Origin of the sequence: Burkholderia sp. HI4860 (genome assembly GCF_002223045.2) — a bacterium.
Lineage (GTDB): Bacteria > Pseudomonadota > Gammaproteobacteria > Burkholderiales > Burkholderiaceae > Burkholderia.
Genome location: NZ_NKFO02000003.1, coordinates 386,956 through 407,465, shown reverse-complemented (window position 1 = coordinate 407,465; position 20,510 = coordinate 386,956). Strand labels below are relative to the sequence as shown.

Annotated in this window: 16 protein-coding genes; 11 read left to right on the top strand and 5 right to left on the bottom strand. The window is 70.9% G+C overall.

Going from position 1 to position 20,510, the window contains the following annotated elements:
• Positions 1–291: 291 nt before the first annotated feature.
• The 9 genes from bcsB to CFB34_RS16995 are packed head-to-tail and all read left to right on the top strand — an operon-like array spanning position 292 to position 14,961.
• Positions 292–2,601, top strand: a complete 2,310-nt coding sequence (bcsB, locus tag CFB34_RS17035) for a cellulose biosynthesis cyclic di-GMP-binding regulatory protein BcsB (RefSeq protein WP_089439805.1) — start codon at positions 292–294, stop codon at positions 2,599–2,601.
• A 3-nt stretch (positions 2,602–2,604) separates the two neighbouring features.
• Positions 2,605–3,834: a cellulose synthase complex periplasmic endoglucanase BcsZ gene (bcsZ, locus tag CFB34_RS17030; protein WP_089439806.1), complete on the top strand. Its 1,230-nt coding sequence runs from the start codon at positions 2,605–2,607 to the stop codon at positions 3,832–3,834.
• Positions 3,819–7,700: a cellulose synthase subunit BcsC-related outer membrane protein gene (locus CFB34_RS17025; protein ID WP_089439807.1), complete on the top strand. Its 3,882-nt coding sequence runs from the start codon at positions 3,819–3,821 to the stop codon at positions 7,698–7,700. Before bcsZ ends, CFB34_RS17025 begins: the two co-directional genes overlap by 16 nt.
• 11 nt (positions 7,701–7,711) lie before the next feature.
• Positions 7,712–9,673 (top strand): cellulose biosynthesis protein BcsE, encoded by a 1,962-nt coding sequence (gene bcsE / locus CFB34_RS17020; protein WP_089439808.1) that lies wholly within the window; start codon positions 7,712–7,714, stop codon positions 9,671–9,673.
• Positions 9,670–9,888 (top strand): hypothetical protein, encoded by a 219-nt coding sequence (locus CFB34_RS17015; protein WP_089439809.1) that lies wholly within the window; start codon positions 9,670–9,672, stop codon positions 9,886–9,888. The genes bcsE and CFB34_RS17015 overlap by 4 nt, the downstream gene beginning before the upstream one ends.
• Positions 9,885–10,664: a cellulose biosynthesis protein BcsQ gene (gene bcsQ / locus CFB34_RS17010; protein WP_089439810.1), complete on the top strand. Its 780-nt coding sequence runs from the start codon at positions 9,885–9,887 to the stop codon at positions 10,662–10,664. The genes CFB34_RS17015 and bcsQ overlap by 4 nt, the downstream gene beginning before the upstream one ends.
• Positions 10,661–13,198 (top strand): UDP-forming cellulose synthase catalytic subunit, encoded by a 2,538-nt coding sequence (bcsA, locus tag CFB34_RS17005; protein ID WP_089440386.1) that lies wholly within the window; start codon positions 10,661–10,663, stop codon positions 13,196–13,198. The genes bcsQ and bcsA overlap by 4 nt, the downstream gene beginning before the upstream one ends.
• A 27-nt stretch (positions 13,199–13,225) precedes the next feature.
• Positions 13,226–14,782, top strand: a complete 1,557-nt coding sequence (gene bcsG, locus CFB34_RS17000) for a cellulose biosynthesis protein BcsG (protein ID WP_089439811.1) — start codon at positions 13,226–13,228, stop codon at positions 14,780–14,782.
• Positions 14,764–14,961: a hypothetical protein gene (locus tag CFB34_RS16995; RefSeq protein ID WP_089425132.1), complete on the top strand. Its 198-nt coding sequence runs from the start codon at positions 14,764–14,766 to the stop codon at positions 14,959–14,961. The genes bcsG and CFB34_RS16995 overlap by 19 nt, the downstream gene beginning before the upstream one ends.
• A gap of 59 nt (positions 14,962–15,020) precedes the next feature.
• Here CFB34_RS16995 and CFB34_RS16990 read toward each other — a convergent pair whose 3' ends face one another.
• The 4 genes from CFB34_RS16990 to CFB34_RS16975 are packed head-to-tail and all read right to left on the bottom strand — an operon-like array spanning position 15,021 to position 18,272.
• Entirely contained in the window at positions 15,021–15,923 is a 903-nt protein-coding gene (locus tag CFB34_RS16990) for a pirin family protein (RefSeq protein WP_089439812.1), read from the bottom strand.
• Between the two features lie 31 nt (positions 15,924–15,954).
• Complete coding sequence (locus tag CFB34_RS16985; protein WP_046545423.1) at positions 15,955–16,347, bottom strand: OsmC family protein; 393 nt, start codon at positions 16,345–16,347, stop codon at positions 15,955–15,957.
• A 58-nt stretch (positions 16,348–16,405) separates the two neighbouring features.
• Positions 16,406–17,986 carry a Na+/H+ antiporter gene (locus tag CFB34_RS16980; RefSeq protein ID WP_089439813.1) on the bottom strand — a complete coding sequence of 527 codons (1,581 nt, stop codon included), beginning with the start codon at positions 17,984–17,986 and terminating at the stop codon, positions 16,406–16,408.
• 25 nt (positions 17,987–18,011) lie between these two features.
• Positions 18,012–18,272: a XapX domain-containing protein gene (locus CFB34_RS16975; RefSeq protein ID WP_089440387.1), complete on the bottom strand. Its 261-nt coding sequence runs from the start codon at positions 18,270–18,272 to the stop codon at positions 18,012–18,014.
• A 276-nt stretch (positions 18,273–18,548) separates the two neighbouring features.
• Between CFB34_RS16975 and CFB34_RS16970 the strand changes: the two genes are divergently transcribed.
• The gene (locus tag CFB34_RS16970; protein ID WP_089439814.1) at positions 18,549–19,235 is read left to right on the top strand and encodes a hydrolase; all 687 of its coding nucleotides are present in this window, start codon (positions 18,549–18,551) and stop codon (positions 19,233–19,235) included.
• A 67-nt stretch (positions 19,236–19,302) separates the two neighbouring features.
• On the opposite strand, the gene CFB34_RS16965 is transcribed toward CFB34_RS16970, so the two are convergent.
• A complete protein-coding gene (locus tag CFB34_RS16965; RefSeq protein ID WP_089439815.1) occupies positions 19,303–20,226 on the bottom strand; it encodes a LysR family transcriptional regulator in 924 nt (307 codons plus the stop codon).
• A 98-nt stretch (positions 20,227–20,324) separates the two neighbouring features.
• Between CFB34_RS16965 and CFB34_RS16960 the strand changes: the two genes are divergently transcribed.
• Complete coding sequence (locus CFB34_RS16960) at positions 20,325–20,492, top strand: DUF1427 family protein (protein ID WP_089439816.1); 168 nt, start codon at positions 20,325–20,327, stop codon at positions 20,490–20,492.
• Positions 20,493–20,510 lie beyond the last annotated feature (18 nt).

Here is a 20,510-nt window from a genome sequence, read left to right as displayed (position 1 = left end):
GCGCAGCATTTCCGACCGGATTGAGGTTTTTTCGCTTCAACTTCGCGAATCGGGGTAAGTTTTGCCCTATTTTTGAGATAGTGTGACGAATGGGCGTGTGCCGGTGCCAGGCGCGCGTCGCACGATGCCGCGCGATTAAAGAAAGCGCCGCATCGTTTCGATAAATGAATCAGGCCAGTTAGATATATGAGGGGAAGCAGTGGGGATGTTCACTCACGGGCATAGCTGCTTTGCGTGCATCGATTGCGATGCGACGGACGACCGGATGATCCTGACGAAACGGAGTGCCGCATGAAGCCGGCCGTGTCGCTGCTCGTCCTCTCGGCCGCGATGGCCGGCGCGTTTCATGCCGCCGCGCTGTCGGCCGCGCCGCTGCCGGCCGTGCCGGTCGCCGCCGCGTCCGGCGCTGCGCCGGCGCCGGTGCTCGCGGCCGCGCCCGCGGCGGCCAGCGCGAGTCCAGCCGGGCTGCCGGTGACGACGGTGCGCCTGCCGTTCGCGTCGCTCGGCGCGTTCGATCCGCTGCGCCTGCGCGGCGCAGACGACGCCCGCACGATCAATGCGGGCGTGCGGCTCGACCGCGTGGTCACCGGCGCGCGGCTGCGCCTGACCTACGCGTATTCGCCGTCGCTCGTGTTCCCGATGTCGCACCTGAAGGTGTCGGTGAACGGCGAGGTCATCGCGACCGTTCCGTTCGACGCCGCGCAGGCGGGCCGCACGGTCACGCAAGAAATCCCGATCGATCCGCGTTACTTCTCGGATTTCAACCAGATCGGCCTGCGCCTGATCGCGCACTACACGCTCGACCATTGCGAGGATCCGGCCAACTCGGCGCTGTGGGCCGACGTGAGCCCGAAGAGCGAGCTGATCCTCGACGAATCGCCGGTCCGCCTGCCGAACGATCTCGCGCTGCTGCCCGCGCCGTTCTTCGACCGGCGCGACAACGGCCGCGTGCGGCTGCCGTTCGTGCTGCCGGCGTCGCCCGATTCGGCGACGCTGCGCAGCGCGGGCGTGCTCGCGTCGTGGTTCGGCGCGCTGGCCGACTACCGGCATGCGCGCTTCCCGGTGTCGACCGGGCTGCCGGCCGACGACCAGGCGGTGGTGATCGGCACGGCCGCGACGCTGCCGGCCGGCCTCGCGCTGCCGTCGATCAACGGCCCGCTGCTCGCGGTGGCCGACAACCCGGCCGCGCCGGGGCGCAAGCTGCTCGTCGTCACGGGCCGCACGGCGGCCGAGGTCGACGACGCGGTCGCGACGCTCGTGCTGGGCCGCGTGGCGCTGTCGGGGCCGTCGGCGACGGTCGCGCACGTCGATCTCGGCGCGCCGCGCAAACCGTACGACGCGCCGCGCTGGCTGCCGGTGAACCGGCCGATCCCGTTCCGGGAGCTCGTCGCCGATACGCGCGAGCTGGAAGTGCGCGGCACCACGCCCGACGCCATTCGCCTGAACCTGCGCGTGCCGTCCGACCTGCATTCGTGGAACGGCGCGGGCGTGCCGATCACGCTGCGCTACCGCTACACGGCGCCGACGGTGCAGGACAACTCGACGCTCGCCGTCGAGATCAACGACCAGCTCGTGAAGTCGTACCGGCTCGGGCCGGCCCATGCCGAGGACGCGCACGGCCGCATGCAGCTGCCGTTGCTGTCGGTGCCGGAAGGGCGCGTGACGAGCGACGTCGACATCCCGGCGTTCCGGGTCGGCAGCGGCAACCAGTTGCAGTTCCGCTTCACGCTCGATTCGCAGAAGACGGGCCTGTGCTCGAGCACGGCGACCGAGCCGCAGCGTGCGGCGATCGATCCCGATTCGACGATCGACTTCTCGCACTTCGTCCATTACGCGCAGTTGCCGAACCTCGCGTTCTTCGCGAACAGCGGCTTCCCGTTCACGCGCTTCGCCGACCTGGCGCAGACGGCCGTCGTGATGCCCGACCGGCCGTCGCCGCAGGAGCTCGAGGCCTACCTGACGATGCTCGGCCACATGGGCGAATGGACCGGCTTCCCGGCACTGCGCGTGCAGGTCGCGCGGCCCGGCGACGTCGCCGCGCTGTCGGGCAGCAAGGATCTCCTCGTGATCGACGGCTCGCCCACGTCGCCGCTGCTCGCGCACTGGCGCTCGGCGCTGCCGCTCGTGATCGGCGAGCAGGGCAGCGCGGGCGGCGCAGGCGCCGCGCGCGTCGCCTTCTCGGTGAAGGAGCGCTGGCGCAACGGCGTCGGCCTGACCGAAGGCGGCGCGCATATCGAGCAGACGGGCTCGCTCGCGGCGCTCGCCGGGTTCGAGCTGCCGGGCAGCCGCGGGCGCAGCGTCGTCGCGCTGACGGCGACCGACCAGCCGCGCCTCGGCGATCTGCTCGACGTGTTCGAGAACGGCGGGCTCGTGTCGCAGCTGCAGGGCGACCTGGCGCTGGTGCGGCCGGGGCAGGTCGACAGCCTGCGCGTCGGCGAGCCTTACGTGGTCGGGTTCGTGCCGTGGTATGCGCGGGTGTGGACGCAGGCGGCGCGGCATCCGGTCGTGCTCGGCGCGGTCGGCGTCGTGGCGGGGCTGCTGCTCGCGCTCGGCGTGTTCAGCGTGCTGCAGAGAATCGCCGCGCGTCGACGGGGGATGTAACGGATGGCGCGGGCAATGGCGAAGCGACGGGCAACGCGGCCGGCGCGGCGCGTCGGCGCGGCACTCGCGCTGGCGGTGGCGATGACGTGCGCGGCGGCCGGGATGGCCACGGGTGCGCAGGCCGCGGGAGCCGCTGCGGCTGACGCGGCCGACGCGGGCTGCGGCGCGGCGTGGCCGCGCTGGGACGCGTTCAAGCGCGATTTCATCTCGGCCGACGGCCGCGTGATCGACGTCGGCTCGGCCGATTCACGCACGGTATCGGAGGGGCAGGCGTATGGACTTTTCTTCGCGCTGGTCGCGAACGACCGGCGCATGTTCGACACGATCCTCGCATGGACCGAGAACAATCTCGCGCAGGGCGACCTGAGCGCGCACCTGCCCGCGTGGCTGTGGGGCCGCGCGCCCGACGGCGCGTGGCGCGTGCTCGACGCGAACGCGGCGTCGGACGCCGACCTGTGGATCGCGTATGCGCTCGTCGAGGCCGGACGGCTGTGGCACGAACGCAGCTACACGGCGCGCGGCGCGCTGCTCGCGAAGCGCGTGCTCGACGTCGAGACGGCGACCGTGCCGGGCCTCGGCCTCACGCTGCTGCCCGGGCCGACGGGGTTCAAGCTCGCCGACGGCCAGTGGCGCGTGAACCCGAGCTACTCGCCGCCGCAGGTGATCCGTGCGCTCGGCGCGCGCTTGCCCGACGACAAGCGCTGGGCCGCGCTCGCCGCCAGCACCGGCCGCGTGCTGCTCGACACCGCCCCGAAAGGCTTCTCGCCCGACTGGGCGCTGTATCGCGCGGGCACGGGTTTCGGGCCCGATCGCGACACGCAGGCGGAGAGCGCGTACAACGCGATCCGCGTGTATCTGTGGGCCGGCATGCTCGACCGCGCCGATCCGCTCGCCGCGCCGATGCTCGCACGTTTTGCGCCGTTCGCCGACCATATCGCCGCGCACGGCGCGCCGCCGGAGAAGGTCGACACGACGACCGGCGTCGCCGGGCCGAACGACGGCAACGGCGGCTTCTCGGCGGCGGCCGTGCCGTTCCTCGACGCACGCGGCCAGCGCGCGCTGGCCGATGCCCAGGCGGCGCGTGTCGATACGCTCGCGCGCCAGTCGCCGCCCGGTTACTACACGAGCGTGCTGACGCTGTTCGGGCTCGGCTGGCGCGACGGGCGCTACCGGTTCGGTGCGGACGGCACGCTCGACGCCCGCTGGGGAGGCCGCGCGTGCGCCGCCCGCTGAAGCGCGCCGCGCCGCACGTCGCGGGATTCGCGTGGCTCGCGTCGTCGGTGTGCGCGGCGGCGCCGGGCACCGCCGCGCACGCGCCGCTGGCGAACCCCGCGGCGCCGGCGACTGCCGCGTCCGCCGATGCGCAGCGTCTGCTCGACACCGCGCGGATGTGGGGCGTCAAGCATCGCGACGACCTCGCGCGCGACGCGCTGCGCAAGGGGCTGCTGATCGCGCCGGGCGATCCCGAGCTGCTGGCCGAACAGGTGCGCGTGCTGCTGCGGCTCGGCGATGCGAAAGGCGCGCAGGCGTCGCTCGCGCGCCTGCAGGCGCAGTCGCCGAATGCGCCCGCCACGCGGCGGGTGGCTGACGAATACCGCGTCGCGACGAGCGGGCGCGGCGAGATGGCGCAGATCCGCCTGCTCGCGCGCAGCGGCCGCGCGGACGAAGCGGCCCGGCGGATCGTCGCGCTGTTTCCGAACGGCGCGCCGTCGGGCGCGCTCGGCGCCGAGTATTACCAGATCGTGTCGAATGCGCCGGGCGGACGCGAGCCGGCGATCGCCGCGCTGCGCCGCGCGGTCGCGGCCGATCCGCAGGACACGAGCGCGACGATGGCGCTCGCGCGGCTCCTGAACCAGCGCGCCGAGACGCGGCCGGAGGCGAACCGGATCGCCTGGGCGCTCGCGAAGCGCGCCGACGCCGACCATACGGAGGCGATGGCGATGTGGCGACGCGTGCTGCAGTCGGCCGGCAGCGATCCCGCGTATCTCGACGCACTGCATGCGTACCTCGCGCTCGTGCCGGACGATACCGAATTCGTCGACCGCGTCGCGGAACTGGATCGCCAGCGCGACGCGCAGCGCCAGCTCGAACGCAATCCCGACTACATCGCGCAGCAGCGCGGGCTGCAGGCGCTCGCGCGCGGCGACCTGGCCGGCGCCGATCCGCTGCTCGCGCGCGCCGTGCGGGCGCGGGCGGACGACGCCGACGCGGTCGGCGGGCTCGGCCTGCTGCGCCTGCGCGAAGGGCGGCACGACGAAGCGCGCACGTTGTTCACGCGCGCCGCGACGCTGTCGACCGACCAGCGCGGCAAATGGCAGGGCCTCGCGCGCACCGCGCAGTTCTGGGGGCTGCTCGCGCAGGGCCGCGCGGCGGCCGCGGCAGGCCGTCCGCAGGACGAGGAGCGCACCGCACGCGCGGCACTCGCGATGCAGCCGGACAGCCCGGATGCGAAGCTGCAGCTTGCCGACGCGTTGCTCGCGCAGCGCGACTGGGCACGCGCGGAGCCGTTGCTGCGCGAGTTGCTGGCCGCACGTTCGCCGGACCTCGCGGCCGTGCGCGGCACGGCCACGCTGTACGAGAACACCGGCCGCGCGGACCAGATCGGCCCGCTGCTCGATGCGCTGCAAGGCCGCGTGACGGGCCGTGACGATCGACGCGCGCTCGACGGCCTGCGTGCCGACCTGCTCGCGAACCAGGCGCGCGCGTTGGCGGACAAGGGCGAACGCGGGCCCGCCGCGCAGCGTTACGAGGCGGCCGTGCGCGCGGCGCCCGACGCGCCGTGGACGCGCTTCGCGCTCGCACGCCTCTATCGCGACATGGGGCTGCCGCAGCTCGGCCGGACGGTGATGGACGACGGGCTGGCGCAGAGCGCGACGCCCGAGATGCGCTACGCGAGCGCGCTGTACCGCAATTCGCTCGACGACGTCGCGGGCGCGCAGGCCGCGCTCGCGCCGGTCGACGAGGCGCACCGTTCGGACGGGATGCGCGCGCTGGCGCGCAAGCTCGATGCGCAAAGTGCGCTGGCCGACGCACGCGGTGCGCTCGCGCGCGGCGACCGCACGGCGTTTGCCGCGTCGCTTGCGCAGGCGCAGGCGAGTGCGCCGGACGATCCCGACATGCTCGCCGCGATCGGCGCGCAATGGATCGACGCGGGCGAACCCGACCGCGGGCTCGCCCCGTTGCACGACTGGATCGCCGCGCACCCGCGCGAAGCCGACGCGGACGTGCGGCTGCGCTACGGCGACCTGCTCGGCAGCGCGGGGCGCGACGACGTGCTGGCCGCATGGCTCGACACGCTGCGCCGGGAACCGTCGCTGACGCCCGCACAGACGGCGCGGATCGAAGACCAGTCGCTGCGGCTCGTGCTGCGGCAGACGGACGACGCGATCGCGCAGCAGGATTACGCGCAGGCGCGCACGCTGCTCGATCGTGCGAGCCCGGCCGGCCGCGCGGACAAGCGTTATGCGCTCGAACTGGCCGATCTCGAACGGGCGCAAGGCCATTACGATGCGGCGCGCGCCGCGCTTGCACCGGTCGTCGCGCGCACGCCGGACGATGCGGATACGCAGCTCGCGCTGGCCCGCATCGACGAGGACAGCGGCAATCGGGCCGCGGCGCTTGCACGCGTGCAGGCGGTGCTGGCCCGCACGCCGGACGACGACGTCGACACGCAACTGTCGGCCGTGCGTCGCCTGAATGCGTTGCGCCGTCCGGACGAAGCCGGGCAGGTGACCGACCGGCTGCATGCCGCGTATCCGTTGCGCCCGGACGTGACGGTCGCGGCCGGCCGCGTGGCCGAGGCGCAGGGGCGCTATGACGATGCGGCGTCGCTGTACCGGATGTCGCAGTCGCAGGAGCGCACGACGGGCGTGAGCCCGGGCCGTGACGGACTGACGCCCGCGCAGGCTGCGTTCGCGGATCTCCAGCAGCGGCGCAATCCGGAGATCGAAACCGGCTGGACGCCCGCCTACAAGTCGGGCGACGAAGGCATCTCGTCGTATCGTGCGCAGCAGGTGCCGATCTACATGCAGATGCCGATCCGCTACGACGGGCACGTGTTCGCGCAGATCGACACCGTGCATCTCGACCCGGGCACGCTCGACACGAGCAACCCGAACGCGTATTCGCTTACCACGTTCGGCAGCTACGCGGCGCTCAAGGCGCAGAACGCGTTGAGTCCCGCATCGATCGCGAATCCGCCGGGCTCGGGGCACCAGACGGCCACCGGCGTCGCGCTCGGCGCCGGCTACCTGACGGACGCATGGCGCTTCGATCTCGGTACGTCGCCGCTCGGTTTCCCCGTGCATTACCTGGTCGGCGGCGTGCGCTATCGCTTCGATGCCGGCCCGGCCAGTTTCTCGGTGAATGCGTCGCGGCGCCCGGAAACGAGCAGCGTGCTGTCGTATTCGGGGATGCGCGACCCCTGGACGGGCGCGGTCTGGGGCGGCGTGCGCCGGGATGGCGTGACCCTGCGCGCGTCGGTCGACGTCGGCCGCACGAACCTGTTCGCGGAACTCGGCGCGGGCGTGCTGTCCGGCCGCAACGTCGAACGCAACGCGGAAGTCACGCTGCGCACCGGCTTCACGGTGCCCGTGTACGAGCGCGCGACGATGAAGGTCAGCACCGGGCTCGTCGGCAATGCCTGGCACTACGCGGAGAACCTGCGCTACTACACGTACGGGCAGGGCGGCTACTACAGCCCGCAACGCTACCTGTCGCTCGGCGTGCCGATCGAATGGGCGGGGCGGCACGATGCGCTGTCGTGGGACCTGACCGTCACCGGCGGGATCTCGAACAGCTACGAGAAGGATTCGCTGTATTACCCGATGTCGGCGGACCAGCGGGCCGCGCAGGTGGCGGCCGGGTTCGTGTACACGGGCAGCTCGACGCGCGGCGTGTCGTTCTCGTACGGGATCAACGGGATCGTCGAGTACCGCGTGAACCCGCACCTGAGCGTGGGCGCGCAGTTGAAGGTCGACCGGTCGCACGACTACGCGCCGAGTTCGGCGCTCGTGTATCTGCGCTATGCGTTCGACGCGCGCGCGCAACGCAGCTGGCTCGTCACGCCGACGCCGGTGCGGCTTTATTCGGATTACTAGGGGAACGCGCCGTGAATACGGAACTCGATGCCACCCGTCCCGCGCTCGGCGCCGCCGGCCTGCTGGGCCGCCTGCGTGCGCTGCTGGGCGCGGGGCCGGCCGGCGGCCGCGCCGGCACGGTGAGCCGGCTCGCGATCGACGGCTTGCCCGATGCTTGGACGCAACTGGAAGCCGGCGGCCTGTACGCAATCTACGCGGCCGGCGCCACGCCGGCCTGCGATGCGCTCGTGTGGGAGAGCGCGCGACAGGCGCGCACGCGCGACGTGACGGTCGTGCTCGCGCGTGACGCGGCGCACGTTGCCGAACAGATGCAGGCGCGCGGCTTTGCAGGCGGCGCGCAGCCGGCCGGCTGGCCGCGCAACCTGAACGTGCTGGCGATGCCGCCGGTGACCGAGCCGGCCAGCGGTGACGGCGCCGGCGTGATTGCCGACGCACCGCGCCGCGCGGCGCCGGGTCCGTTCGCACGGCTGACCGGCGGCCTGCGCGCGCTGAAGCGCTACGGCTTTCGCGCGCGCTCGCTGTATTTCGTCGAGGGCGCGCAGCGCTGGTTCAGCTGGGACGACCCGATCGCGCTCGCCGACGAGGCGCACGCACTCGCCGACTGGTGCCGCACGCGCCGGATCGCGCTGGTGCTGCTGCTCGATCCCGAAGCGACCCGTGCGGGCGGTGACGCGCGCACCGACGATGCGCCGCTCGTCCGCGATGCGGATCGCACGCCGCGCAGCGGTTTTCACGGTATCTGCTCGGGCGTCGCGCAGCTGCAGCGCACGCACGGCGAGCTGCTGTGGGTCGTCGATTTCTGGCGGGCGGGCGACACGCTTGCGGCCGGTGAAGTGCGGCCGCTGCGCTTCGCGCCCGGCGGCCGTCTGTCGGCGAACGTCGACGGCGGCGCGGCCGAGCCCGCGCACCGGATGAAGATCGCGAGCGACGAGGATCGTGTCGTCGTCAGCCGCGCGGTGCTCGAAGGCACGAACCGCGCGCCGGACGGCTGGGAAATCGTCGAAGACAACGCGGCCGTCGTCGCCGCCTGCGCGCAGGCGCAGGCCGCCACCGCGGTGCTCGTGTTCCGCTCGCATGCGCAGCTCGAAGCGTTGTGCGCAGACGTTCACGCGCTACGCCGGCAGTGCGGCGGTGCGCTGAAGATCGCGGTCGTCGAGCGCGGCGAAGTGCTGCGCCAGCAGTTCGAGGTGCTCGTGCTGAGCGTCGGCGCGAGCCGCGTCGTCGCGCGCGATTTGCCGGTGTCGCGCATGCAGGCCGCCGTGCACGCGTTGCGCGGCCAGCTCTATGCGCGGCCCGTCGCGGCCGACTATCGCGCGGCGCTCGCGGCCGCGCTCGGCGATTCGGTGCTCGGCTACCTGCCGGTCGGCGCGTTCTGCCTGCGAATTCGCGCGGTGCTCGATCGCGGCGCCGTGCTCGCGCTGCCGCACACGCTCGCGAAGATCACGCTGCTGCCGGGCGTGTCGCACGTCGACGCGCTGCGCCATTGCAAGCCGCGCCGCGCGGGCGACGTCGTGACGGCCGATGCCGCGCACCTGTACGTGTTCCTGTTCGCGTGCGAACCGGCCGATGCGGAGGACGCGCTCGCGCGCATCTTCGACGTGCCGGTCGACACGCTGTCCGACCGCGTCGTATGTCTCGGGCACGGCAGCATCGACACCGAGCTCAATGCGCTGAAGGCGGAGAACCGGCGCGCGCCGATTGCCGACTACAGTGACCTGTTCGCGGCCACGCAGCCGGCGGGCGCGGCGCGCACATCGCCCGCGCGCACCGACCTCGGCGCGGCGTTGCCCGACGCGAGCGACGTGAGCCGCGCGATCGACGCGATCGATACGATCGTCGCGCTCGAGGCGATCGGTGCGACACCGACGGCCGCGGCTGTCGGTGCATCGGCGCCGGAGCCCGTCATTCCCGCCGCGCGCAAGCGCAGCGCCGTCCGCAGCGCGATGCCGCTGCGCAAGGAGGGAGTCGCATGATTGCCGAAATCGTCATCGGTTTCATCGTCGGCATCGTGATCGCGGTGCCGGTGTGGATCGTCGCGCAGCACCTCGGCATCGGCCGCGGTTTTCATGCGCCGCGCGGCATCGACCGGCGCGACGCGGTGCCGTGCGAACTGGTGCCCGTCGCGCTGCGCGGGCGGCTGCTGCCCGATGCCGCGCGCGGCGAGCATAGCGGCGAGGCGGCCCGATGAAGACGATCGCCATTGCGTCGACGACGGGCGGCGCGGGCCGCACGACGCTCACGGCCGCGCTCGCGGTGCTGCTCGCGCGTCGCGGCCGGCCGGTCGTCGCCGTCGAATTCGATGCACAGAACCTGATGGGCGCGACGCTCGGCCTCGACTCGCTGGCCGAGCATGGCCTCGCGCAGAGCCTGCTCGGTGGCGGCGAACCGTGGCATGCCCATACGTGGCGTAACGCCGACGGCGTGCTGTTCGTCCCGTACGGGCAAGTCGACGCGGCCGGCGCCGCCGCATGCGATGCGCGGCTCGCGGCCGATCCCGCGTGGCTTGCGCGCGCGCTCGACGAGATTGCGCTGCCGGCCGACGGCGTCGTGCTGATCGACACCGCGCGCTATCCGTCGACGCAGGCCGAGCAGGCGATTCGCTGCGCGGACCTGACGCTCGTCGTCGTGCCGCCCGAGCCGACCGCGTGCGCGACGACGGCCGCGCGGCTCGGTGCGCTGCGGGCCGGCGGCGGCGAACTGCAGATCGTCGTGAACCGGCTGAATCCGGCGCGCGACATGCAGCGCGACGCGCTCGGCATGCTGCGCGCGGTCGCGGGGCCGGCGTCGATGCTCGAGCAACGCATCCACGTCGATGCGGCCGTGCCCGAAGCGCTCGCGCGCGGCAGCTGGATCTTCGACGACGCGCCGTATTCGCAGGCGTCGCACGACCTGAACGGCGTCGCGAACTGGGTCGATACGTGGCTGGCGGCAAGCGCCGCCGGTCGCCGCGGAGCGACGCGATGAACGCGGGCTTCGCGCTGCGCCTGCGTGCGGCCGGCCGTCGTGGGGCCGACTGGCTCGCACGCGGCATCGGGTTGCCGGCGCAACGCACGCTGGTCGACTGGATCGTGCGGCTGTTCTTCCACGCGCCGCCGCCGGGCCGGCCGGATCACGTGCGCCGCTGGGTGCGCGTCGCGTCGCTGCGGCTGGCGCAGGAGTGGGGCGTGCTGCAGCCGCTCAGCCCGCGCGAATGGCTGTGGCGCGCGATCGTGCGGGCGCCGCGTGCGGCGGATGGCCGGCCCGCGCGCGATCCGCTCGCGTGGTTCGACAAGTATGTCGTGCCCGTCTATCTGGCCGGGCGCGCGGTCGGCCGGCGCATCGACGCGCTGCTCGCGCGCCTGCCGTGGGTGCGCTGGGGCGGCTGGCTCGATGCGCGTGCGAACGGCGTCGGCCGGCACCGCTGGCTCGCGCCGCTGCTGCTGGTCGCCGGCGCGCTGCTGTGGGCCGCGGCCGGGATGTCGCCGCTGATGCCGGGCGCGCAGTTCGCGTTCTTCGCGATCGTCGCGGTGCTGGCGCTCGCGCTGCGCCGCCTGCCGGGCCATCTGCCGACGCTCGCGCTCGCGTCGCTCGCCCTGCTCGCGACGGTGCGCTACATGTGGTGGCGCACCACGCAGACGCTCGATTTCCGCAGCCCGGTCGAGGCCGTCGCCGGCTATCTGCTGTATGGCGCGGAAGCCTATACGTGGATGATCCTGCTGCTCGGCTTCGTGCAGACCGCCTGGCCGCTCGACCGGCCGATCGTGCCGCTGCCCGACGATCCCGACACCTGGCCGACCGTCGACATCTACATCCCGACCTACAACGAGCCGCTGTCGGTCGTGAAGCCGACCGTCTTCGCCGCGCAGAGCATCGACTGGCCGACGGCCAAGCTGCGCGTGTATCTGCTCGACGACGGCAAGCGCCCCGAATTCGAGGCGTTCGCGCGCGAGGCCGGCATCGACTACGTGACGCGCGACGACAACCGCCATGCGAAGGCCGGCAACATCAACCGCGCGCTGCCGAAGACGCACGGCGAATACATCGCGATCTTCGACTGCGATCACGTGCCGACGCGCTCGTTCCTGCAGACGACGATGGGCGTGTTCCTGCGCGACCCGAAGTGCGCGCTCGTGCAGACGCCGCACCATTTCTTCTCGCCCGATCCGTTCGAGCGCAACCTCGGCACGTTCCGCGAGATCCCGAACGAGGGCAACCTGTTCTACGGCCTCGTGCAGTCGGGCAACGACCTGTGGAACGCGACGTTCTTCTGCGGCTCGTGCGCGGTGCTCAAGCGCAGCGCGCTGGAAGAGGTGGGCGGCGTCGCGGTCGAGACCGTGACCGAGGATGCGCACACGGCGCTCAAGCTGCACCGGCGCGGCTATACGTCGGCATACCTGCCGACCGTGCAGGCGGCCGGCCTCGCGACCGAAAGCCTCGCGGGCCACGTGAAGCAGCGCACGCGCTGGGCGCGCGGGATGGCGCAGATCTTCCGCATCGACAACCCGTTCCTCGGGCGCGGGCTCGGCCTCATCCAGCGGATCTGCTACGGCAACGCGATGCTGCACTTCTTCTACGGGATTCCGCGGCTGGTGTTCCTGACGATCCCGCTCGCGTACCTGTTCTTCCACCTGTACTTCATCAACGCGTCGGCGCTCGCGCTCGCGAGCTACGTGATCCCGTATCTGGTGCTCGCGAACGTCGCGAACTCGCGGATGCAGGGGCGCTACCGCCATTCGTTCTGGGCCGAGGTCTACGAGTCGGTGCTCGCGTGGTACATCGCGCTGCCGACCACCGTCGCGTTCTTCAGCCCGAAGCACGGGAAGTTCAACGTGACCGACAAGGGTGGCAAGATCGACGAAGGCTACGTCGACTGGTCGACGTCGAAGCCATATCTGGTGCTGTTCGGGATGAACGTGCTCGCGATCCTCGCCGGCGTGTGGCGGCTCGTGGCCGACCAGGGCGACGAGGCGTCGACGATCCTGATCACGCTCGGCTGGACCGTGTACAACCTCGCGATGCTCGGCGCGGCGCTGGCCGTGGCGCGCGAAACCAAGCAGGTGCGCGTCACGCACCGGATCGCGATGCGCGTGCCGGCCATGCTGCTGCTCGCCGACGGGTCGACCGCCGCGTGCTTCACGAGCGACTACTCGACCGGCGGCCTCGGCCTCGAAGCGGTGCCGGGGCTCCCGCTTGCCGTCGGCGACACGCTGACGGTGTGCGTGACGCGCGGCGACCGGCCGTTCCCGTTCCCGGTGCGCGTGAGCCGCGTGACGCCGACCCACGTCGGCGTGAGCTTCGACGAACTCACGCTCGAACAGGAGCGCCAGCTCGTGCAATGCACGTTCGGCCGCGCGGACGCGTGGCTCGACTGGCACGAAGGCCAACGGATCGACACGCCGCTGGGCGGGCTGAAGGAAGTGTTGCGGATCGGCCTGGACGGCAACGTACGGATGTGGAAGGGTGCGGCGCGCGGCCTGCTGGCCATGCTGGCGCCGAAACTCGATCGGGCGCGCGACTGACGCGGCGCTCATCATGGAGTGGGTTAGATGACGTTCTGGAATCTGTATTTCATCCTGAAGTTCGCGCTGTTCGCGACCGGGCACCTGCAGCCGTTCTGGCTCGCGAACCTCGCGTTCGCGGTGGCGCTCGCGGCGAGCGCGCCGATCCGGCGGCGCGCGTGGCGCATCGTGCGGCAGGTCGTCGCGATCGCGATCGCGGTGCCGCTGCTCGCGCGCGAGATGCATGCGCCGCCGCTTGCCCGGCTCGTCGAGGCCGCGCGTGAAGTGAGCACGTTCAACCTCGAGTACTGGATGGAGCTGCTGCCGCGCCTGCTGCCGCCGGTGCTGCTGCTGACGGTGGCCGGCGCGCTGATCGTCTACTTCATCGTCAACCGCTGGCTGCGCGTCGCGACGTTCGTGCTGGCCGTGCTGATCGTGATGCCGTTGTGGCAGGCCGGCAGCGGGCTGATGGCGCGCGTCGTCGCACCGCTTCCGAAGCAGGCGGCCGCGACGGGCGCGACGCTCGCCGGCCAGCCGGAGGATCACAACGCCGCGCTCGCGACGTTCCGCACGCAGGAATCGCAGCGGCAGGTCGCGTTCGGCCATCTCGGCAACGATCCGGCCGCGCAGTTCGACGTGATCGTGCTGCACATCTGCTCGCTGTCGTGGGACGACCTCGACGCCGCGAAGGCGCGCAACCATCCGATGCTGAGTCACTTCGACTACCTGTTCACCAACTTCAGCACGGCCGCGAGCTACAGCGGGCCGGCGGCGATCCGCGTGCTGCGCGCGAGCTGCGGGCAGGAAGCGCACGCCGACCTGTACAAGCCGGCGCCGCAGCAGTGCTACCTGTTCTCGCAACTGGCGAGCGCGGGCTACAAGGTGCAGTCGCTGCTGAACCACGACGGCCACTTCGACAACTTCCTGCAGGTGATCCACGACAACATCGGCGTGCCCGACGCGCCGCCGGTGTCGAACGCGGCCGCGCCCGTCGCGATGCACGCGTTCGACGGCTCGGAAATCAAGAGCGACTACGCGACACTCGCGAACTGGTACGCGCAGCGCGCGTCGGTGCCGGGCCCGGTCGCGCTGTACTACAACACGATCAGCCTGCACGACGGCAACCGCGTCGTCGGCAGCGCGCTCACGAGCATCGACTCGTATCCGCAGCGCGTGACGAAGCTGATGGACGACTTCGATCACCTGGCCGACCTGATCGCGCAATCGGGCCGCCGCGCGGTGATCGTGTTCGTGCCCGAGCACGGCGCCGCGTTGCGCGGCGACAAGAACCAGGTCGCGGGGCTGCGCGAGATTCCGACGCCGCGCATCGTGCACGGGCCGGTCGGCGTGCGGCTCGTCGGCTTTGCCGGCAACCACGGCGCGACGACCGTGATCGACCAGCCGACCAGCTTCCTCGCGCTCGCGCAACTGCTGTCGAACCTCGTGTCGAACAGCCCGTTCAAGCCGGGCACGACGCTCGCGCAGTACGCGGCCGACCTGCCGCGCACACGGATGGTGGGCGAGAACGAGGGCACGGTGACGATGCAGACGGCCGCGGGCTACTCGGTGAAAACTCCGGATGGCGTATGGATCGACGAACAGTAATGCTCCCCGCCGACAGCGACGATGACCGCCTGTCGCAACCGAACGACGTGCTCGGCCTCGCGCGGCATCTGCCCGCGCTCGATCCCGAGCGTTACGTCGACGAGCAGGCGCGCCGCGCGTTCATCGAGTCGCTCGACCGCTGGCCGACGCTCGCGAAGCTGATGGGATTGAAGCGGTAAACGCACGACGGCCGGCATGTGTGCCGGCCGTTGCGTGGCTTGCCTGCGGGCGAACCCGCCTACTGCGCGTTGTTACCTTGTTGCGCCTTGCGTTCCGGCTGGCGCGTCCACTCGTTTTCTTCGCCCGGCACCTTGCCGAAGGTCTGGTCGGCCCACGCCGCGCGGGCCGCATCGATCTTCGCACGTGCGCTCGACACGAAATTCCATTCGATGAACCGCTCGCCCGGCAGATGCGCACCGCCGAGCAGCATCACGCGGGCGCCGTTCGCGCTCGCGAGCGTCACGGTCGCATCCGGTTCGAGCACGGCCATCGTCGCGGCGGCGAGCGGCGTGCCGTCGATCGAGAGGTCGCCGTCAACGAGGTACACGCCGCGTTCCTCATGTTCGGCATCGAGCGCCAGCGTGCCGTTTGCCGTGAATTGCGCGACCGCATAGAGCGTGGGCGAGAACACGGCGACCGGCGACGTGAGCCCGAACGCGGTACCCGCGATCACGCGCACGCTCGCGCCGTCGCGCGAGAACGACGGTAGTGTGTCGGCCGCATGATGGACGAACGCGGGCGCGGTGTCTTCATGCTCGACCGGCAGTGCGACCCAGGTCTGGATGCCGTGGACCGGCTGATCGCGCGGCCGGTCTTCGTCGGGCGAGCGCTCCGAATGCACGATGCCGCGGCCGGCGGTCATCCAGTTCACGTCGCCCGGCACGATCTTCTGCCGGAAGCCGAGGCTGTCGTGATGCATCAGTGAACCGTCGAACAGGTAGGTGACGGTCGCGAGGCCGATGTGCGGATGCGGCAGCACGTCGATGCCGCTGCCGGCCGGCAGCACGGCCGGCCCCATCTCGTCGAAGAAGATGAACGGGCCGACGAGGCGGGCGGCGCGCGCGGGCAGCACGCGGCGCACGACGAGGTTGCCGATGTCGCTTTCGCGCGGCGTGAGCAGGGTCTTGATCGAGGCGGACATGGTGGGGATCGTGTAGTCGAGGCGGAGCGCGTCAGGCGATCGCCGTGTCGATGGTGATCGGATGCGTGAGGATCTTGTGCACCGGGCACGCGTTCGCGATCTGCAGCAGGCGTTCGCGCTGTTCGCCGGACAGGTCGCCTTCGAGCGTGATGCGGCGCACGATCGTGCTGCCCGCGCTGCCCGATTCGTGCGCGAGCTTCACGTGCACTTCGGTGAGCGGCCAGCCCTTGCGCTGCGCATACATCTTCAGTGTGATCGCGGTGCATGCGCCGAGGCTCGACAGCAGCAGCGCGACGGGCGTCGGCGCCGTATCGCCGCCGCCGAGCGATGCGGGTTCGTCGGCGCGCCACTGGTGGACGCCGTCGGTGAAGTGGACCAGGTAATCGACCGAGCCGATGCTCGCTTCGACGGACAGTTCGCTCATTGCAATTCCATGTGGGGAAGGGGGATCGGCTGGCGTGCGGCCATGCATGGCCGCACGCTCAGGGTTCGAGCAGGCGCTGCAGCCGCAACTCCTCGAAATCCAGCTCGGATTCTATGCGGTGCAGCACCGCGTCGTCGACCCGGCCGTCGCGATGCAGGTCGAGCAGTGCGTCGCGCGACACGCCCACCAGTTCGAGCTCGACGCGCAGCATTCGCGCGCGCACGTCCGCAGGCTGCGCGCCGTCGCGGTGCGCGCGCTCGTTGAACGCAACGCGGCTGCGGTATTCGGTCAGCAGCCGGTCGAGCGATGCGCGCTCCAGGGTCGAGCCGCGCTGCTCGCGAGCGTCGAGCTCGGCGAGCGCCGCGCCGAACGTATGCGCGCGCACCGCATGCTCGGACATCGTGTGCCGTGCGGCCGGGCGCAGCTTCAGCACGCGGATCAGCGGCGCGAGCGTGCCGCCCTGCACGACGAGCGTGGCGATGATCAGCAGGAACGTGCTGAACAGGATCAGGTCGCGGCCCGGGAAATTGGCGGGCAGCGCGATCGCGGCCGCGAGGCTCACGACGCCGCGCATGCCCGACCAGCCGAGCACGACGGCTTCGCGCCACGACCACGGTGCGTGGCCGGCGCGTGGCGCACGCAGGCGGCCCGGCAGCCACATCGCGACGAACACCCACACGATGCGCGCGGCGATCGCGGCGGCGGTGGCGGGCAGTGCGACGCGCAGGCCGGCCATCAGCACCGCACCTTCGTGATTCACGCGCGCGAGGATCGCATGCAGCGCGAGGCCGATCAGGATGAACACGAGCGCGTCGAGCACGAACACGATCGCTTCCCAGGTCGCCTTCGCCTTGATCCGCATGTCGGCGTCGAACACGCGATGCTGGCGCACGCCGAGCACGAGGCCGCAGGTGACGACCGCCAGCACGCCCGAGCCGTCGACGGCTTCGGCGACACCGTAGCTGCCCCATGCCATCGCGAAGGTCACGACGATGCCGAGCATCGGATCGCGCAGGCGCGGCAGCACCCAGCTCATCGCATGGCCGCACGCGAGGCCGACCGCGATACCGATCAGCGTGAGCGAGAAGAACAGGCCGGTGGCGCTCGCGGCCGTGATCGACACGGCGAGCGCGGCCGACACGGCCATCTGGTACAGCAGCAGGCCCGACGCATCGTTGACGAGACTTTCGCCTTCGAGCACCGCGACGAGCCGCGCGGGCAGCGGGTGGCGCTGCAGGATTGCCTTCGCGGCGACCGCATCGGGCGGCGACACGATCGCACCGAGCGTGAAGCACGCGGCCCATGGCAGCGCGGGGTTCACCGCATGCACGGCGAACGCGACCGCGACGGTCGTGAACACCACCGCGCCGAGCGCGAGCGACGCGATCGACGCAAGCTCCTGCCGGAATTCCTTCCACGCGGTGTAGAACCCGCTCGACATCAGCAGCGGCGGCAGCACGGCTGCGAGCAGCAGCGCCGGGTCCATGTCGGGCACGCGCTTGCCGAAGACCGCGACGACACAGCCGCCGAACAGCAGCACGACGGCCGGTGGAATCGAAATCCGTTCGGCGAGCCACGTGAGCGCGCCGGCACCGCAGATCAACAGCAGCAGGTAATGAAACAGCTCGACGTTGGTCATGCGTGGCCGGTGATGAACGATTGCGTCACGACGGCTTGCGATCGTTCGTGGTGCCGCCGGGCAGCGCGCCGAACATGTGCTGGCTGCACTTCGCGTCGCGCCATGCGGTGTTCAGCCGGTGGCCCGCGAGCATGCGCCGCGCGACCGGCAGGATCTGTTCGCCGGCGAGCATGCCGAGCAGGCCGGTGAGCGCGATGATCGGCGGCGCCGGCGAATTCACGCCGATCGTGCCGTAGATGGCGCCGGCAAGGACGCCGGCGAGCAGCGACAGGAAATACGGTTTCATGGCGGGCGTCCCGTGATGGCAGACGAGCGGCGCGGGGCGCGCCGTCAAGATTTCGAAAGCGTATCGGGTTTGCGTGAAGAATAAAAGGGCGGGCAGCCCCGAACAGGCATCGATCCGGGAATCGGATCGATTCCGTTTCTTGGGTGTTCGCGCCGCGCGTTTGCGGCTTAAATATTTCGGCCCGGATGACGATCCGGCGCTGACGTACCTCCGGCTCCTCCCGTTCTGACGGTCGAGGCAGGCCCCCCTTTTTTCGTTCACAGGACACCTTGCGCCATGAGCAATCCGAAACTTGAAGTATTGACGCCGCAGAACAGCCAGCTGATCTTCATCGACCAGCAGCCGCAAATGGCGTTCGGCGTGCAGTCGATCGATCGCCAGACGCTGAAGAACAACGTCGTCGGGCTCGCGAAGGCCGCCAAGGCGTTCAACGTGCCGACCACCATCACGACGGTCGAGACCGAGGCCTTCTCCGGCCATACCTTCCCGGAGCTGCTCGACGTGTTCCCGAACCAGAAGACGCTCGAACGCACGTCGATGAACTCGTGGGACGACCAGAAGGTGCGCGACGCGCTGGCCGCGAATGGCCGCAAGAAGGTGGTCGTGTCGGGTCTCTGGACGGAAGTCTGTAATACCACGTTCGCACTGTGCGCGATGCTCGAAGGCGACTACGAGATCTACATGGTGGCCGACGCATCGGGCGGCACGTCGCAGGCCGCGCACGACTTCGCGATGCAGCGGATGGTGCAGGCCGGTGTCGTGCCCGTCACGTGGCAGCAGGTGCTGCTCGAATGGCAGCGCGACTGGGCGCGCCGCGACAGCTACGACGCGGTGATGGCGATCGCGAAGGAGCACTCGGGTGCGTACGGAATGGGCGTCGACTACGCATACACGATGGTTCACAAGGCCGCGCAGCGCACCGCGACGCCGCACGAGTCGATCCCGGCCGTGCCGGCGAAGTAACGGGCGACCGGCCGCGATCGTGGCAACGGCCGGCCGCGGCGATCCGCTGTCGCCGGCCGTCGCCCGCTCAGGCTGCCGGCAGTGCCCACGGCGCGTGCGCGAAGTGTTCCGCCAGGAAGTCGAGCAGCACCGTCACGCGCGCGGCGCGCAGCATGCCGGGCGGCGTGACGAGGTTGACGTTGATGTCGGCGATCTTCCAGTCCGCCATCACTTCCTCGAGCTCGCCGCTCTGCATGGCTTCCCACACCAGGAACTCCGGCTGAAGGGCAAGGCCATGACCGGCGATGAGCGAGGGGACGATCACGTCGGCGTTGTTGGTGCGGATGCGTCCGTGCACGTTCACGCCGAAGTCGTCGCCCGAGTCCGGGTGGCGAAAGCGCCAGTGCTCGGGTGTCGGCAGGTTCGTGTAGGTGAGGCACACGTGCTTCTCGATGTCGCGCGGATGCGTGGGCCGGCCATGACGGTCCAGATACGCCGACGACGCGACGAGCGGGCGGCGCACCGCGCACAGGCGGCGCGAGCGCAGCGACGAATCGCTCAGCTCGGCGATGCGGATCGCGACGTCGAAGCCGCCGGACACGATGTCGACGATGTGATCGGAGAGCACGAGGTCGATGTCGACGCGCGGATAGCGTTCGAGAAACGCGGGCAGCACCGGCGACAGGTGGCGCACCCCGAACGACATCGGCGCATTCACGCGCACGAGGCCATGCGGTTCGAGCGCCTGCGCGGACGCTTCGCTCTCGATCAGTTCCGCATCGGCGAGCAGCCGGATCGCACGGTCGCGCAGCAGTTCGCCGGTCGGCGTGAGCGACAGCTTGCGCGACGTGCGGTACAGCAGCATCGCGCCAAGGCGCTTTTCGAGGCGCGCGATGGCTTTCGACACCGTCGGCTGCGTGACGCCGAGCAGGTCGGCGGCTTTCGCGAACGAGCCCGTCTCCGCGACGCGCGCAAAGATGGCCCAGGCTTCGAGATCAGGAAGGTGTTGCATGGTCGGGATACATGGCAGGGAAGCGGAACGGATGCAGCGCACCGCGAAAGCGGGCGTGCGATGCAGGGAATTCTAATCCGGCCGGGAGAAAAATCGTTATGGAATCTTATCTACTTTCGTTGGGCGCCGGCGTGCTGATCGGCGTCGTGTACAGCGTGATCAAGGTGCGTTCGCCGGCACCGCCGCTGATCGCGCTGGTCGGCCTGGCCGGCATGCTGATCGGCGTACAGGCCATCGCGCCGGTCCGTCACTGGCTCGGCTTCTGACCGCATCGAGGACACTTC